The organism is Winogradskyella aquimaris (assembly GCF_042676105.1).
GTDB classification, from domain to species: domain Bacteria; phylum Bacteroidota; class Bacteroidia; order Flavobacteriales; family Flavobacteriaceae; genus Winogradskyella; species Winogradskyella aquimaris.
In genome coordinates this window covers 50,855-69,227 of record NZ_JBHTJQ010000003.1, presented here as the reverse complement: position 1 = coordinate 69,227, position 18,373 = coordinate 50,855, and the positions used below count along the sequence as shown (strand labels likewise).

Here is an 18,373-nt window from a genome sequence, read left to right as displayed (position 1 = left end):
CATGAAAGGATATATATTCATACTATTCACATTGACCCTTTCCATACAAATGGCATTTTCCCAACAGGATGATGGCGTAGTTTCTTTTGATTTACCAATAAGAAACTCTTTGGTTTTTAACCGTTATAACATAAACCCAACATTTACATTTGTTAGAGAACAAAACAAGTATATCACTTTTAACAATAAGCGTCAGTGGGTTCAGTTTGATAATGCCCCAGAAATGTTCTTAGGAAGTTACTCTGGTCGTTTTTCTGAAAATATCGGTGCAGGTGTTGCAGCATTTCAACAAAATTATGGTGTTTTAACAACCTTTGGAGGTTTATTGAATTTCGCATATAACGTTAAGCTAAACACAAACAGTAATTTAACATTTGGACTTAACGCTGCAGCCTATAAAAGTGGTGTAAATACCGCTAATGTTGTGACTAACTTTGATGACCCATCTTTACAGAATGTTCCTGAAAACTTCTTATTTACCATTAATCCAGGTATTAACTATGGTACCGAGTTTTTAGATTTTGGTATTTCAATAAACAATTTGGTATTGTATAATATTGAAACCTCTGCAATGATTGAGGACGACCCAAAGCAAAGTATTAAAGTCCACGTCATGCACACAGGATTCTTTGATGGTCGTGGTTTCTTTAAGGACACAAAATTTTCGGGTATTTTAATGTCAGAATTTAGAAAAGACGAAACATTAATTTCAGGATTAGCGACATTAAGTGTTCCTAAAGGAATATGGTTTCAGGTTGGATATAATAACCGTTTTGGTGTTTCTGGTGGCTTAGGTTTAAATGTGACCAAAAATATTGCCCTAGAATACAATATTGAAAAATCTATTGGTGAACTTGTCGATTTTGGGACATCCCATGAGGTCACCTTAGCGTACCGTTTTATTACTAAGAAACGCTATGATTATAGTGGAGATGAAGAAGTTAGTGGTTTATTTACCAAAAAGCGAAATAAACCTATAGTTAAGGCTTCTGAAGAAGAATTAGCCGCAATAAGAGAACGTGCAGCAGAACGAAGAGCAAAAGCAAAATTAGAACGTGAGGCAGCAGAAAAAGCTAAAAAAGAAGCAGAAGCTAATGCCCTAGCTGAAGCTCAACAAAAGGCAAAACAGCTTGCCCAAGAAAAAGCAGAACGTGAGGAAAATGCAAGAATCGCTCGTGAAAAAGCTGCTGAAGAAGCTAAGATCTTAGCAGAGCAAAAAGCCAAGGCAGAAGCTGAAAGAAAGGCACAAGGAGCAGCTGAGGCGAAGGCTAAATTATTAGCCGAACAAAAGGCTAAAGAGGAGGCAGAAGCTAAAGCAAGAGTTCAGCAATTAGCAGAACAAAAAGCACGTGAGGAAGCTGCTGAAAAAGCAAGACTATTGGCTGAACAAAAGGCACGTGAAGAAGCAGCTGAAAAAGAAAGATTACTAGCTGAACAAAAAGCTAAGTTAGAGGCTGAAAGAAAAGCACAGGAGGAAGCTGAGGCTGAGGCACAATTATTAGCTGAACAAAAGGCTAAAGAAGAAGCAGAAGCTAGAGCGAAGCAATTAGCGGAACAAAAAGCACGTGAAGCCGCTACTGAAAATGAAAGATTATTGGCTGAGCAAAAAGCTGAAGAAACATCCATTGAAAATCCACAAGATAATATAGGTAAGACGATTGCTAATCTTACCAAGGAGGCTGAGTCATCAAACGAACAACAAAATAAACTTTTAGAGGAATTTGAAAAGATTGTCAACATAAAAGATGAAGATTTAAAAGACTTAAAAGAAGAAAATGATTTAAGTGATCAAGGTATTGTGGTGCAACCAAAGCCATTTAAGAGTGTTACCGCTGAAAACAACAAGCTAAACGCTATAAAGTCTGATCTAGATAAAGTGATTGAAGAGCAAGCTCAAAAAATAGATTCCCTGAATTCACTTTATGAGGAGCGATTTAGAACCACGAAACTTGATGAAGTCAACCTATTCTATAGAAAGAAAATAGAGGATTTAGAGCTAAAACAAGCTGAAGCCAAGGAACTAAGAATAGAATTGAATAACAGATTAGAAGTGATTAAAGAAGCAACTGAGTTTGAAAAGCGTAGACGCATCAAACGTGCAGCCTATGATAACGAACAAGATAGATATGCTCAGGATAGAGCAATGCTTCAGAATATAAAACGAACAACTAAACCAGCCGAAACACCTTATACATCTGATGACTTTGATTTTGGACAAGTGCAGAGTGAAAATATTCAGATTTTAAAGAATGTAAAAAATACAGAAAGTGGTTACTATTTAATCATTGCTGTACATAGTGATATAAACAAGAGAAACGAATTTTTAACCAAAGTTGTAGCTTCTGGTCGCGCAAATGTAGATTTCTTCTATGATGTCAACACGAGTAAATATTACATTTACTATAGTAAGTTCGATAGTATAAATGCAGCCAATAAAGCTATGGAAGACAAAGGAAATAGACCGTATAATGTAAAAATGTCCCTCGTAAAAATAGAAAATTAATAAGTTAAGCAATTCTTCACGTGTACTTCGCCCCAAGGACATGTGAGGAAATAAAACCAAGTATCATGAAAAAACCTACTTTTTCAAGAGCATTAATAGTAGTATTATTACTATGCTTCGGCATGGTTAATTATGCACAAAACTATGTACCGTTCACACCAAGATTTAATCAGGATTTAAAAGGCGATATTGTATTAATTGGGAATAATATTTTAGGGCCAAATAACGATCCTTTCAATGATGGCAATGTTTACAATCACAACGTAGACATGCAGTATATTGATATTGATGGAGATCCATCAACATTCAGTTCATCTAGTGCCGATTTGGAAATACCAAACCCAAATTGCTACCGTATTATTTATGCAGGCTTATATTGGGGAGCTGTAAATCCAGGTAATGAACCTATTACAAATGTAAGGTTCAAAGGACCCTCTGGTGGTTATAATGATATTACGGGTACTATAATTTTTGATGCTAATGGCAGCACCATAGATGGTGGTGACAGTTTTTCTTATGCTTGTTTTGCAGATGTTACTGATATTGTTACCAGTTTTGGATCTGGAGCAGATCTTGGTACTTATACTGTTGCCAATGTATCCTCAGGAACTGGTGAGACTGCTACATTCAATCCCTATAACGGTACAGGACAATCAGCAGGATGGTCCTTATTTATTGTTTATGAAGATCCAACATTACCTGGTAAATCGATTACTAGTTTTGATGGATTTAGCGCGATAAGTGTTCCTGGTGGTAATCCTAATTTAGATATACCAGTTGATGGTTTTAGAACTGTCCCTGCTCCTGCTCCAGTTAGAGCCAACTTTGCTTTTGCAACTTTAGAAGGGGATAGTCCTATTTTAGGGGATAGATTACGATTGAATGGAGTGAGTTTGTCTACTGCAGATCGTCCAGTGACCAACTTTTTTAATAGTTCCGTTACGCGTCTTGATGCTACACCAGTGACCAATCGTGTACCAAATAGTACCAATACTCTTGGTTTTGATACCGGTACCATTGCAATTCCAAACCCTGGAAACTCTGTAATAGCTAATGATGCAACTTCTGGAACAATACGCTTAGAAACCAGTGGCGATACTTATTTCCCATACTTTTTTGCCTTTGCGGTAGAAATCATAGAACCAGATATTGTACTTACCAAAATTGTTGAAGATGATGCAGGTAATGATATTGGTGGACAATTGGTGGATCTTGGTGCGCAATTAAATTACGTTATCGGCTTTCAAAATGTAGGTAATGATAATGCTACCAATTTTCAGATTCGAGATATTTTACCTATAAATATCATTTATAACCATCCAACAGATTTAACGCTACCTCCCGGTGTAACGGTTTCTAGTTATGATCCTGTGACTCGCGAATTAATATTTGATATTGATGATTCGTTGGTTGAAGAAAATGATCCTCAATACGAAATTCGTATAGCGGTTCAAGTGGTTAATAGTTGTGGTGACTTAGCCGATGCTTGTTCTAATATTATTAATAATCAGGCCTTTGCAACTTACAATGGATTTTACAACCCTACATTTCAAATTACGGATGATCCAAGTTTAAATAGTAATACGGGTTGTTTAATATCCCCTCAGGCAACTAACTTTTTAGCAGATTTGGATTGTGAGTTTGTGGAAGAAATCATCCTTTGTGGGGATACCGTAGAACTTACTGCAGCAAATGGTTATGATTCGTATTCTTGGTCTACGAGTCCAACGGGTTCTCCTGTTATTGGTACGACACAAACCATAACTGTTGATGCAACAGGAACCTACTACTCTTTCAATACTGCTGTAGCACCCTGTCAATCTATAGAACAAATCTATGAGGTTGAACTTTTTGGTGGTGATATTGAAAACCCTGTAATTCCTTATGCAGATGAAGTCGTAACCTGTCCAAATGATGGTAAACTATTACCAAACATATTCTTATGTGGCGCTGACGATTCAAGATTTATTGAAACTAATATTTCGGATTCTATTTCAATTATTTGGGAACAATTGGACGAGTCTAGTTGTGCAGCTGTTTCCGATCCTGATTGTGCTAACGAAGATCCTGGCTGTACCTGGAATGAAGTAGCGACTGGAGCTAATTTTTTAGCTGATACCGCTGGCCAATTCCGATTGACAATCAATTATCCTGGTGGATGTTTCAATCAGTTTTATTTTAACGTATATCAAAATTTATTGGTACCAACCGTAGTATCAACCGACATCATTTGTACGACTAATGGTAGTATAACGGTTAATGATGTACCTTCTGGTTATGAGTTTAGTATCGATGGTGTCAATTACCAATCAAGTAATGTTTTTACAGTTACGACTCCAGGAACTTATTCGGTTTATGTAAGACAAGTTGGAGTACCAACAAACCCATGTATTTTTGGTGTTCCTGATGTCTTGATTAGAGAGCGTGATTTTACGGTGACTTCAACAGTGACGCAACCACTATGTTATGGGGATAAAGGGAGTATACAATTAGCAGCCAATGATGTTGATCCGCAATATACCTTCACCTTGAGTGAAAATGGTACAGTTGTGAATACAGTTGGGCCTATAATGGAAAACACCTATGCGTTTGAAAATTTAGATCCTGGAACATATACTGCTACAGTAGAAACAGAAAATGGTTGTTTGTACACGGAAGATGTTACTATAGTCGAACCACCTCTTTTAACTGTAACAGCGGCTGTAACAGTCCCTCTGACTTGTACAGATGGAGAAATAACGATTTATCCTGAAGGTGGCACACCTCCATACTTCTTTTTTATAAATGGTTCTACCGATTTTCAAACCGTACCTGAGATTGTGGTGACATCACCTGGAACTTTTGACATTCTTGTGGTTGATTCTAACAACTGTACGGCAACGACAACAATTTCAGTAGATGAAATACCTGAACCTGAATTTACTGTTACATCTACAGATATACTGTGTGGAGGTATTGGTGATACTGGTACAATTACAATTAATGTAACAAATCCAAATGGAAATTCTATAGATTACAGTATAGATGGAGGAGCTACATTTTCTAATTCATCATTATTCACAGGCCTAGTTGCCGGAAACTATGATGTGGTATTACAATACACATCTGGACCATCAGTTTGTACTACAGATCCTCAGACCGTAACCATTATTGAAAATACAGCAATATCTGGTACTGCGGAATTATCTGCTCCATATACATGTAATTCTACAGGTGAAATTATAGTAACTAGTGTTTCTGGTGGAAATCCACCATACGAATACAGTATTGATGGTGTCAATTATCAAACGAGTAATGTATTTACTGGTTTAACACAAGGTACTTACACAATTACCATAAGAGATACTAATATTTGTACTGCAGTTACTAACGACATTACAATTGATGCTTTGAATCCTCCAACTGATATGGATTTTACAAGTACTCCTGTAACTTGTCCTGCATTAACTAGTGATGTCACCATATCTAATGTGGTGGGTGGAACAGGTGTTTTAGAATATCAAATTATTGCACCAGCTTCTACCGTAACAGTTTATCAAACTTCAAACGTATTTACAGGTTTAGTACCAGATACGTATACGTTTCAAGTCAGAGATGAAAATGATTGTATTTATACGGAATCTTATACGATTTATCCAATTCCTAACCCAACTATTAATGTCGTACTTACAGAAACCTTGGATTGTACTGCTACTCCAGACGCTGAATTAACAGGAACTATTACTGGTACTGCACCATTTACATATGAAGTTTCTATTGATAGTGCCCCTTACAGTTCTTTAGGAAGTACTGTAACAACTTTTATATACAACACATCAACTGCTGGAACCTATCAATTCCAAGTAACCGATGCGAATGGTTGTACTGCTGAATCAAGTATAATTACTGTAAATCCTATTTCTCCTCCTGCATTTAGTGCGGTAGTAGAAAGCCAGCCAATACTTTGTAATGGTGACGCCAATGGTGCTATTAGTATTACTATTGATAATACCGTAGGTACCCCTCCATTTACTATTAATGTGAATAACGATACGACAGGAACCAATTATGGTACGCAAACTTCTGGATTAACAGCCGGTACTTATACCATTACAATAACAGATGCCAACTCATGTTCAACATCAGAGAATATAACTCTTACCGAACCAGATCCGATTGCTTTTGATTTAAGTAAAGTGGATATTACCTGTAATAACCCTGGGGGTTCTTCCTTAGGTTCTATTACTGTTGAAAATGTTACTGGTGGTACGGCTCCATTTACCTATTTCATTTCGAATAACTTTGGTGATATTATCCCTGGAAATCCTTATAACGCCACTTCTAACGAAGATCACACCTTCAACATCATTAACTATGGAAATTATACCATTAATGTTGTGGATGCCAATGGTTGTAGTTTATCTGAACAAATAACCATAGCATCTCCTCCATCGGATTTGGTAATTAATGTTAATATTTCAGTACCCGATTGTACAACTGGAGGAACTGCTGAAGTCACTGCCGTGTCTGCCGTAGGTAGTGGTAGCTATGAATTTGGTATTTTAGAATTTAATACCATTCCTTATACAACAAGTTATTTGCCACCAGACACACCTGGAGGTGATACAAGAACATTTACTAATTTAATTCCTGGTGTGGTTTACACCTTTGTAGTACACGATTTGGTTACGGATTGTTATTTTGTAAAATCTGCTGATTTTGCCATCGATCCTGCTTCTACCCTTACCTCTACTGTGGCTCCTAACAACGTGACTTGTCTTGGTGCTTCTGATGGAAGTGTTACGTTTACTATTGATAATTTTGATAGCACAACAACGTCTATTGATTATACGATTTACTCTGCCTTTGACAATCAATTAGTTGATGGTCCTAATACTGTGTCTGTGACTTTTGGAGTACCTGAAACGGTGACAACACCAAATCCAGGAACATTATCTCCGGGACAATATTATCTGGTTTTCACAGAAAACGGAACAGGATCCTTTAACGGTTGCGAAACCGCTTCACAAATATTTGAAATTCTTGAATCTCCTGTAGCCTTGGATCTAATGGTTTCAGTAGATCAAAATGCTAACTGTAATCCAAACTCTGGTGTTATAAGTGCAATAGGTCAAAACGGTACAGCTCCTTATCAATATCAAATAACGACAACTGCAGCAGCACCATTAGCTACAGATGCCGGATGGGACACTGCAAGTGTATTTAACGTTGATGCAGGTACCTATTACATTCATGTTTTGGATGCTTATGGATGTATTTTAACGAGCCCAGCTACAGTTGTAGATATGGATGTTTCACCTGAAATATCGGCATCAGTAACTAATTCTTGTGAGCTAGAAGATGGTAATTACGAAATTATTGTTAATCTAGATACACCAAGTACAGCACCATACAGCTTTAGCATAGATGGAGGAGCCTTCCAAACGCAAACCGCACCGTTTAGCATTACAAACGTATTTGCTGGTTCGCATACCATAGAAATACAGGATGCCAATGGTTGTTCAGACATCATAAACATTGATGTATCAGAGCCTATAGATGTTGTTGCTGAAGTTTCTGCGATACCATCTTGTAATAATGATGACGGTGAAATTACAGTAACTGGTTCAGGAGGATCAGGATCGTATTCCTATAGTATCTCTCCAAATCCAGCTTCAATAAATTTATCTGGAAACACCTTTACTGGAGTGCCTTCAGGGTTATATACGATTACCATTACCGATACAGTATTACTGTGTACTTCTGAAACAACAATTTCAGTGGCTGAAGCTACCTTGCCTCAGTTTACATTAACTTCTGGTAGTGTAACTTGTTTTGGTGACAACACAGGATCTTTTGAAATCAATGTTACCGACTTTACAGGAGCTTATACCTATGAAGTATTTGATAGTCTAGGAACATCAGTTACTGGTGTGGTTAATGCCAATACATCTACAAATCCATTAACCATAACAGGAATGGAGGCAGGTAGTTTTAATGTGGTAGTCACTCAATTAGACTTTCCGTTTTGTACGAATTCGGCAAGTGTTGTTGTAAGCTCACCACAGGAAACATTAACATTAAGCTTGTTAGAAACTTCAAACGTAACCTGCACCAATAGTGAAGGTACAATTGTTGCGATGGCTGATGGTGGTTGGGGTAATTATGAGTATGAATTAACAGGAAATACTACGGTAGCGTATTCTTCAAATAATGTATTTGAAAACTTGTCTGCGGGCACATACACCGTTAATGTTAGAGATGCTGAAGGTTGTGTGGCTTCTGAAAGCATTACGCTTAATGAGCCAAATCCAATTACAGCTACGTTTACACCAAGTACCACTATTTTAGATTGTTTTGGCGATCAGAATGCTAGTATTACTGTCGACATGGTTTCTGGTGGTCAGGGTAGTAATTATGTATATACTTTAAACACGATTTCACCAGTTGCAAGTTCTTCAGGCCCACAAACTTCAAATGTGTTTAATGATTTAGGAGCTGGAATCTACACGGTTACCATTACCGATGGTTTTGACTGTGAGATGACTTCTTTGGAAATAGAAATTGCCAACCCTACTCCACTTGATGTTGATTTGGTAAGAACAACAACACAAACGTGTTTTACAGAATCTACGTTAACATTGAGTGCTTCTGGAGGCACAGGGCCTTATGAGTATAGTAATACAAGTAGTTTTGCAACAGTATTAGGTAGTTTTGCTTCATCTACAACATTCTCAGTTCCTGAAGGGACATACAATTACTACGTGAGAGATGCTAATGGATGTATCTCAAATGTATCCAATGATATTACAGTTGATCCACTACCTGAGTTAGTGATTAATCTACAATCTTCTAATCCAACCATTAATTGTGCTGGTGACAATACAGGATCAATTTTAGCCACTGCCCAAGGTGGATTAGGAGATTATAGTTATACACTTCAGGATATGTCTGGAAATGATATAAATGCCATACAGAACACACCTGGATATTTTACTGAGTTAGTAGCAGGTGATTATATCGTTATGGTAGAAAGTGGTGATTGTGAGGTTACCTCTGCTCCGATCTCAATTACAGAACCTTCTACATCATTAGATGCTACAATTGATATAAATAATATCACATGTTCAGGAAATGATAATGGATCGGTTATAGTAACTGCTACTGGTGGTACAGGCACCATTCAATATGCCATTTCACCTCAGTTAAACCAGTTTTTTGAAACGAATACGTTTGAAAATCTATCTGCTGGAGATTACACAATGATTGTTCAAGATCAATTAGGTTGTTATTTGACGTTTGAATTCACAATCGTTGATCCAGAACCAGTAATTATTACTATTCTTCCTGATGCCTTCTTCCCTGAACTATGTGAAGGTGATGGCAATGGAGAGTTTAGTATCGAAATCGACGGCGGTAATTTACCGTATAGTGTAAGCCTTGATAGCTACGAAGGGCCTTACACTACGGGTAGTGCTACGCAGACAATATTCGACTTTACAAATCTTGAAGGCGGTGATCACATTGTTTATGTGCGTGACGCTCAAGGTTGTGAATCTGAATGGAATATCACGTTCCCTGAACCTATAGTTATAAATCCAGAAGTTACTGTAGAGTACATCTGTGAGAATAATATACAAAGTAATATGGTCGTCGTTACGCTTGATGCTTCAAACGAAGATTTATCCGAGTTTGATTATTCATTAGACGGTGGTGACTACCAATTAAGTAATGTCTTTGAAAATGTACCTGTTGGTACAGGTCACTACATTGATGTAAGACATACCAATGGTTGTATCCAGAGAACCGAATTATTTGATATTGAAGGATATGAGCCCGTTACATTAACCTTAGCTGAAGGTGATCTCAATGAGATTATTGCAAGTGCAAACGGTGGAACTGGAGAATATACCTTCACTATGAACGATGAAAACTATGGTAGCACAAATGTTTATACTATTACTGAAACAGGTGTATATGTTGTAACGGTTACAGATAGTGCTGGTTGTAGTGCCGAAGCAGAAATAGAACTAGAATTTATTGGACCATGTATACCAAACTGGTTTACACCAAATGGTGATGGTGAGTATGACACTTGGGCACCTGGATGTGTGGACAACTACCCTAACCTCACCTTCGATATTTTTGACCGTTATGGTCGTAAGATAGCAACCTATAGAGTTGGTGAAGTTTGGGATGGAAGATATAACGGACAAGAATTACCAACAGGTGATTATTGGTTTGTTGTACAGACTAACGACCCAAATGTTAACAAAGAATTTGTTGGCCATTTTACGCTATACAGATAAGCCCTTAATCTAATGAACTAAACCTACTAAGATGAAAAGAATTTTAATATATATAGTATTCCTAACTGTAGCTCAAGGCTTTAGCCAAGAGTTAAACCTGCCAGTTTGGACACAATATCTAGCTGATAATGATTTTGTGATTTCACCAACCTATGCTGGTATTGGTGATAATTTAAAAATAAGGGCCAACGGTCTAACTCAATGGGTAGGTATTAAGGATGCACCAGATAATCAATCGATATATGCCGACTTTAGAATTTCTAACCGTTCAGGAATTGGAGTCTCTGCTTATAACGATAAAAATGGTAATACACGCCAAAAGGGTCTTAAACTATCCTTTGCTCACCATTTAATATTAGATTGGAAATCTAAACAATACTTATCCTTCGGTTTATCTTATAATATCAATAATTTTAGAATAGATATCGAAAACTTTAATACTACTTATGAGATACCAATTTTAGATCCTGCGATTAATGGTGATAGGGCAATAAGTAATAATAATTTTGATGCTGGCCTGCTTTACAGATGGAATAATTTCTATCTAAGTTTTAATGCCAACAACATTATATCAAAAGACACTGAAGATTTTACAGGTGGAATTGAGCCTCGCTTACTATTAAACTATCAAATATATTCTGGTTATGTGTTTAGTCCTAAACACAATAAAGATGTAGAGTTCGAGCCTTCTGTTTTCTTTCAATTTTTTGATAGTGACAACCGTTCAGCTACAGACTTAAATTTTAAATATAGAAAGTTTAACAGAAATGGAGATTATTATTGGATTGGTGCTTCATACCGATTTTTAAACGATCAGTTTTTAGACCCTTTAAACCTTGGACCAATGGCTGGTATACTTCATAATAAGCTTTATTTCGCGTACTCCTACCAGTTAACCTTTAACGATTTATCTGGCTTTAATACTGGAACCCATGTTGTAACAATCGGTCTAAATTTGTTACAAAGTGCCAGTAATTGCCCTTGTACGAAAGGAAGTAGTCAAAGTTATTACAGACTATAATAAGATATTATTATACATAAAAAGCCACGATTAAAATCGTGGCTTTTCTTTGTAAAGCTATGAATAGAACTAAAGGACTTCTAAAAAGTAGTCCATCATTTCTTCCTTGAGGTCATAATGTAATTTTATATAGGTTCTCATATCTTCTCTAAGCGTATGTTGCTCATTTTGAAGTCTTCCATCTATATTTTCATTAAAATCCACATTATTGATATTAGCCAATTTATTTCGGCATCTGTGCATTAATTTAGAAATAGCGTCTTTCTCTATCATGATTCTATTTTGAAAGACTTCTAACTTTTTTAAAGCTATTGGTTCTTCAATACGCTCAACGGCTTCTTCTAATTTTTCTTGAAATGTGTCCATTTCATTAAAATGAAATCTTAACTCTCGTTTCCATGTTTCTATATTAAACTTTAAATCGCTTAAATACATTACTTTACTGTGCATATCTCAATGTTTTAGGTGGTTATTAATTCTTGTTCTTTTATTAATTCCTTTTGTATATGATTTGGTACGGAAGCATAGCCATCAAAGGTTGTTGAATACGTGGCTCTACCCTGCGTTAATGAGCGTAACTGAGTCGAGAAATCCGTTAATTCAGCTGAAGGAATTGTACATTTAAGTATTTGGTAATTAAATTCCGTTTCTACACCCTGAATCATAGCTCGTCTACTTTGGAGTTCGGTCATAACACTCCCTACCATTTGTTCTGGTACACGTAAGGTCATGTGATCAATCGGCTCTAAAAGTTTAGGATTCGCATTTAAAAATGCTTCCTTAAAGGCGTTAGCACCAGCTATTTTAAATGAAATGTCGTTAGAATCTACAGCATGCATCTTACCATCGTAAACCATTACTCTGACGTCTCTTATGTAAGATTTGGTTAAAGGACCAGATTCCATAACCTCTAGAATTCCTTTCATTATGGAAGGTAAATAACGTTGGTCTATAACACCACCAACAATACAATTATAAAAAACTAATTTCCCTTCCCAAGGCAAGTCTACTTCTTCTTTGCCTCGTAATGAAAACCCTTCAGGTTCTGGCATGCCTTCATAGTACGGTTCTATTTTTAAATGCACTTGTCCAAACTGACCAGAGCCTCCACTTTGTTTTTTGTGTCTGTAATTAGCTGTTGCACTGCGCTGAATGGTTTCACGATAAGATATTTTCGGAGCTTCAAATCTTGCTTTTACGTCATAGATGTTTTCTAATATCCAAGTCAATGTCGCCAAATGAAGTTCTCCCTGTGTACCAACTAAAGTTTGGTGTGTTTCGCTGTTATAGCTTAAGTCTACTGTTAAATCTTGACTATGGATGCGTTTTAAAGCTTCACTCAGTTTCTCTTCTTCACTTGAGTTTTCAGCAAAAACAGCCTTTACTAATCGTGGTTGTGGAAATTTAATAGGTTTAATCGTCCCTGCCTCAGCTTTTGAAGCTAACGTATCATTGGTTTCGGTATATTTAAGTTTGGTTGTTGCACCAATATCTCCAGTAGTTAGTTTTTGAACAGCATGCTTTTCTTTGCCATCCATAATGTATAACTGGTTCAATGTTTCGCTTTCACCAGTACGTGTAATAAATAATTTGTCGTTCACATTTACCTCACCAGACTTCACTTTAAAAAATGTAATCTGACCCAGGTTTGGTTGGTATATTGTTTTGAAGACAAATAAAGAGGTATCTGCTTCTAATTCAGGTTTTACAAGATCACCTTCTAAAGTTTGTTCTGGTTTTAAATCAGCAGCAGCAGGTGCTACATTATCAATAAAGCCCATAAGCCTTCCTGTTCCCATATCTTTTAATGCGGATACACAGAACACAGGGAAGAAATCATGATTGAGCATACCAAGTTTTATGCCTTTACGCAACTCTTCTTCATTTAGCGTTCCTTTATCAAAGTAGAGTTCCATTAATTCTTCGTCATTTTCTGCTGCTTTTTCTACCAACTCATTATGAAGTTGTTTTGCATACTCAAGTTGATCATCCGGAATTGGTAATTTTTCAGGTTTGCCACCTTCAGGTCCAAACTTGTAGCATTTCATTTTTAAAACATCAATAATACATTGTGCCCCGTCAATTTTTATAGGATACTGAACCAATACAGCGTTGTTACCAACTAGTTCTTTTAAGCTTTCATAGCTTTTTTCAAAATTGGCCTTTTCACTATCTATTTTATTAATGACAAATAGTGTTGGTTTATGATATTTATCTACATAATTCCAAATAATTTCTGTACCAATGTCTGCACCATGCTTCGCGTTAATTACTGTTACGATAGTGTCTGCTACTCTGATAGATGACATAATTTCACCTATAAAATCGTCCAAACCTGGTGTGTCTATGATATTAATCTTGTAATTGCGCCACTCAGTATGTAAAGGGGTCGCAAAAACAGAAGCACCTCTGCGGTGCTCAAATTCATGATAATCGGAAACTGTATTTTGTTGCTCTACTGTACCTCTTCTATTTATTAAACCTGCCTCAAAAAGCATGGTCTCAGATAAAGTGGTTTTGCCAGAGCGATGCGCACCAACAAATGCCACATTTTTGATGTGTTTGTTATCGAATACTTTCATATGTCATGTAATTTTGAATATTAAAACTCCTTGAAAATTATACCTTTAAAGGTAACCCTAGTAAAAAAGAAAAAACATGATATAAGTTAGGTTTTCAATATTTTTGTTTTCATCAGGTTTTTTACAACAATTAATTTACAGCAGTTTTGAATTTTACGGATAGATTTAAGGGTTTTCAAAAAACAGCACAATTATGGGATTTTAATGCCATTGAAACTCTCCCACAATTCACTATCCCTTTTGTTGACCTAAACTATAATCCCGAAAGAAATCATAAAAAATTACGCTTAGGGAAATGGATTGAAATATTTACAGCCTTTCAATTACAACAAATCGAAGGGATTAAAATAATTGCTGAGAACCTTCAGGTTAAAAACAACAAACAAACCATTGGCGAAATAGATGTTTTGTTACTTCAACAAGAGCAATCCATACATTTAGAAATAGCATACAAATTCTATTTATATGATGATACAAAGGAATATGATCACCACTTGGATTATTGGATTGGACCAAATAGAACGGATAGTTTAACTCTGAAATTAAAAAAGTTAACCAATAAACAATTACCGCTATTATTACAACCTGAAACACAACCAGCTTTAAAGAGATTAGGTTTAAACAGCAATGATATCAAACAGTTTGTCAATTTTAAAGCACAGTTATTTGTGCCGTATCATAAAAGAACTATTGTTTTTAAAGCATTAAATAAAGATTGCATACAAGGTTTTTATATACATTTTAATCAAATTGAAATTCTCAAGAAATATCATTTCTATATACCGATTAAATTGGATTGGTTGGTTGAACCTCAATTGAATGTAAAATGGCTTAATTTTAATGATGCTGTTACAGCCATAGGGATGTTTATGGATAAAAAACAGTCACCACTTTGCTGGTTAAAGGATGAAAATAATCAATTGACAAAATGTTTTGTAACGTGGTGGTAAATGAGAATAGCTATTTTAAGATCTATAAACCTTATGGATATTTAAGTCAGTTTATTAATAATCAGAATAAACGACGAAATAAGAGGTTATTATCTGAAATTTATGATCTTCCTGAAACTATTATGGCCGTAGGAAGATTAGACGAAAAATCCGAAGGTTTGCTCCTACTTACAACAGATGGAAAATTCAGTAATTATATTACTAGTACTAAGATTGAAAAGGAATACCATGTTATGGTTGATGGGCTAATTACGCAACAGGAAATAGATTCATTAAAAACCGGTGTTGAAATCACTGTTAATGGTAAACCCTATATCACCAAGTCTTGTTATGCCGAATTGCTTGAAGACACCTCACATATTGTTGAACGATATGTTAGAGATGATAAGCATGGACCCACTTCTTGGCTAAAGATAGTTTTGACGGAAGGGAAGTTTAGACAAGTCCGTAAAATGACGGCAAAGATAGGTTTACCCACTTTGAGATTAGTAAGGGTTAGAATAGGTGATTATAAGCTAGGAATGATGTCGCCAGGCGATATTGAAACCATCAGTTATTAGAAGCGGTCTCTTCTTTTTCTGAACTCTTTTCAACTTCAGATTTTTCCTTGATGACTGTTTTTTCATTTTGAAAGACAATAATGGCCTTCACTCCAGTCAATAGATTCCACTCTTTTGAAGATATTTGTTTGCCTTGATCATCATAAACTATGAACTCGGCTGTATTAGGGCCTGATTCTCCTTGGTTCAATGCCTCAATGACCACTGTGTTTTTGCCTTGAATCAAATCCACCTCGACACGTCTGTAGCTACTTCTAAGCAGTAAATTTTCCTTAACAACAATGTCATTTATATAAATTCGTACCCGGTCTCCATCAGGGTATTCATGATCCCTACAAATAATATTTACAAACTTTGTATCTACGCGATGCTCTCCCAAAAATTGATCGGACATGGTTTTGACTACACCTCCTTTTTCTAAATCTTTACTCCATCGTTTTTCAAAGATTTCGGCAGGACTTTTTAGTCCATCTTCCTCTATCATAGAAAATGGCTTTTCAGAATCTTTTATTATAAATTTCTTTTTCTCCTCTTCTTTAGATTTACCACTGGAGTTATTGTCCTTTTTTTCAAGCTTCGGTGCTACTTTTACTTTTACTGGTAGTGAGTCTTTTTTTGTTTTAGAGGGTTCTGCTGGTATACGAATGGTTTTCTTCTCATTGTCAGTAACCTGAGAAAAAGTGGCTGTTCCGTAAAACAGACAAAGGGAAAATAATATTAGTTTAAAATATTTCACAAAAAAATAGATATCTATAACCTGTAGCGCAAAAACTATACCTATTTCAAAATAAACGTATAAAAAAATAATTCCTTACAAAAAAACGTTAAAACTTACCGTTGAAGCTTATTCGGAGCTTACGATTGTATTCTTCAAATAACCAATCCTTATAATTGTCAGTACTATTCATGATACAATAACCGTATTGCTTTATACGATAGGAAATCTCATCTTGAAGAAGTTTTGCCAAGGCCCTAGCCTCATAAATATCCTCACTATTTTCAATACATATTTGAGAGTGCTGGGCAATGGATTGCTCGATAACGGTGAAAGACTTTTTTCCAGAATTAATAGCATCTTTATAGGCGGCCTTAACATCAAATTCTAAGGTTTCTGATTTTTTGAATTTCTCTTTCAAGGTATCTGGCATGACATAGACAAAATCACGCTCTAAAGCTTCATCATCTATAATGTTTTCTAGATATAAATCTGGATATTTAAAGATATGATTCCAATCAACGGGTTGGCTCCAAGGGCCAAATCTTGACACGTTATTCCCTAAATCTATAACCTGAAACGTTTTGCGATCTTTATAAATTCGGCTACCACGGCCTATCATCTGAAAATATAGGGTTAAAGAACGTGTAGCTCTATTTAGGATTATTGATTCTACAGATGGTTCATCAAAACCAGTGGTAAGTATACTTACGGAGGTTAGTACGGCATCTGGTGTGTGTTTAAACCACTTCAATACATCTTTGCGCTCTTGTTTGCTCGCCGTATTATCTAAATGTCTTACGTTGTAACCTGCTTTTTTAAAAGTGTAAAACACTTCTTTAGATGTATAGATACCATTATTAAAAATAAGTGTTTTTTTACCTTTTGCCAATTCCTCATAAGCAGAAAGCAGTTTGGTTTGCATCAATGAATTGGTATATAATGCTTCTGAAGACTTAACGGTATAATCACCGTTAATTCCAATTTTCAGGGAAGTCAACCCGACATCATAATGGTGAACTTCGGCACTGGCTAAAAACCCATTTTTTATCAACGTTGAAATATCATCACCAACAATTAATTTGTCGTAATTATCTTTCATAGGCAACTTTATGTTACTACTTAATGGCGTAGCAGTAACACCAAGGATAAAACAATGCTCAAAAAATTTAAATAGTTTCCTAAAGGAATTGTAATGAGCTTCATCAATAATAACCAGTCCAATATCTTTAAGTTCAAAATCTTTATCGGACAAGCGATTATTTAATGTTTCTACCATAGCCACAAAACATTTATAGTCATCTTGGTCTGGCAGGGTTTTAACCTTACTGTTAATCACTTTATTCTTAACGTTAAAACCAGAAAGGACATTAGAGGTTTGCTTACAAAGCTCAATTCTATGCGTAAGGATGACTACCTTTTTATTCTGTCGCTCTATATATTTCCTAACGATTTCTGAGAAAATTACTGTTTTACCACCGCCTGTAGGGAGCTGATAAAGGAGATTAAAATCATCAGCCTCTTCATCCATGACATCAAAAATGCGATTAAGATCTTTGATTTGATAGTCGTAGAGTTTTTTCTCAGATGTGGATTCTTTAATTGTGTCTATAGACATATGATAAATTTCCTCGAACGTTAATTTTGCAAAAATAGCATATTGTAAGTGTTTATGGAATGAATTGTTAATAACCTTTAACAAGATTGGTACCGTTATTGTGCTTAAGAAAACATTAACCTTTAAATAATATCAT

Annotated in this window: 9 protein-coding genes; 5 read left to right on the top strand and 4 right to left on the bottom strand. The window is 35.8% G+C overall.

Annotation, left to right across the window (positions count from 1 at the left end; genetic code table 11):
• The first annotated feature begins 1 nt into the window (after position 1).
• From ACFQ1K_RS03145 to ACFQ1K_RS03135, 3 genes are all read left to right on the top strand, one after another.
• Positions 2-2,503, top strand: coding sequence for a PorP/SprF family type IX secretion system membrane protein (locus ACFQ1K_RS03145; protein WP_320554953.1), 2,502 nt, complete (start codon positions 2-4; stop codon positions 2,501-2,503).
• A gap of 65 nt (positions 2,504-2,568) precedes the next feature.
• Positions 2,569-10,791, top strand: coding sequence for a T9SS type B sorting domain-containing protein (locus ACFQ1K_RS03140; protein WP_320554952.1), 8,223 nt, complete (start codon positions 2,569-2,571; stop codon positions 10,789-10,791).
• A gap of 31 nt (positions 10,792-10,822) precedes the next feature.
• Complete coding sequence (locus ACFQ1K_RS03135) at positions 10,823-11,812, top strand: PorP/SprF family type IX secretion system membrane protein (RefSeq protein ID WP_320554951.1); 990 nt, start codon at positions 10,823-10,825, stop codon at positions 11,810-11,812.
• Positions 11,813-11,881: 69 nt separating this feature from the next.
• On the opposite strand, the gene ACFQ1K_RS03130 is transcribed toward ACFQ1K_RS03135, so the two are convergent.
• Positions 11,882-12,262, bottom strand: a complete 381-nt coding sequence (locus tag ACFQ1K_RS03130; RefSeq protein WP_320554950.1) for a hypothetical protein — start codon at positions 12,260-12,262, stop codon at positions 11,882-11,884.
• An 11-nt stretch (positions 12,263-12,273) separates the two neighbouring features.
• Positions 12,274-14,394 (bottom strand): elongation factor G, encoded by a 2,121-nt coding sequence (locus ACFQ1K_RS03125; protein ID WP_320554949.1) that lies wholly within the window; start codon positions 14,392-14,394, stop codon positions 12,274-12,276.
• A gap of 146 nt (positions 14,395-14,540) precedes the next feature.
• Between ACFQ1K_RS03125 and ACFQ1K_RS03120 the strand changes: the two genes are divergently transcribed.
• Both ACFQ1K_RS03120 and ACFQ1K_RS03115 read left to right on the top strand, forming a co-directional pair.
• The gene (locus ACFQ1K_RS03120) at positions 14,541-15,344 is read left to right on the top strand and encodes a DUF1853 family protein (RefSeq protein ID WP_320554948.1); all 804 of its coding nucleotides are present in this window, start codon (positions 14,541-14,543) and stop codon (positions 15,342-15,344) included.
• Positions 15,323-15,904 (top strand): pseudouridine synthase, encoded by a 582-nt coding sequence (locus ACFQ1K_RS03115; protein ID WP_320554947.1) that lies wholly within the window; start codon positions 15,323-15,325, stop codon positions 15,902-15,904. The genes ACFQ1K_RS03120 and ACFQ1K_RS03115 overlap by 22 nt, the downstream gene beginning before the upstream one ends.
• Here the strand turns inward: ACFQ1K_RS03115 and ACFQ1K_RS03110 are convergent.
• Positions 15,894-16,640 (bottom strand): hypothetical protein, encoded by a 747-nt coding sequence (locus ACFQ1K_RS03110; RefSeq protein ID WP_320554946.1) that lies wholly within the window; start codon positions 16,638-16,640, stop codon positions 15,894-15,896. The genes ACFQ1K_RS03115 and ACFQ1K_RS03110 overlap by 11 nt on opposite strands.
• 88 nt (positions 16,641-16,728) lie before the next feature.
• Entirely contained in the window at positions 16,729-18,237 is a 1,509-nt protein-coding gene (locus tag ACFQ1K_RS03105; RefSeq protein ID WP_320554945.1) for a DEAD/DEAH box helicase, read from the bottom strand.
• Positions 18,238-18,373 lie beyond the last annotated feature (136 nt).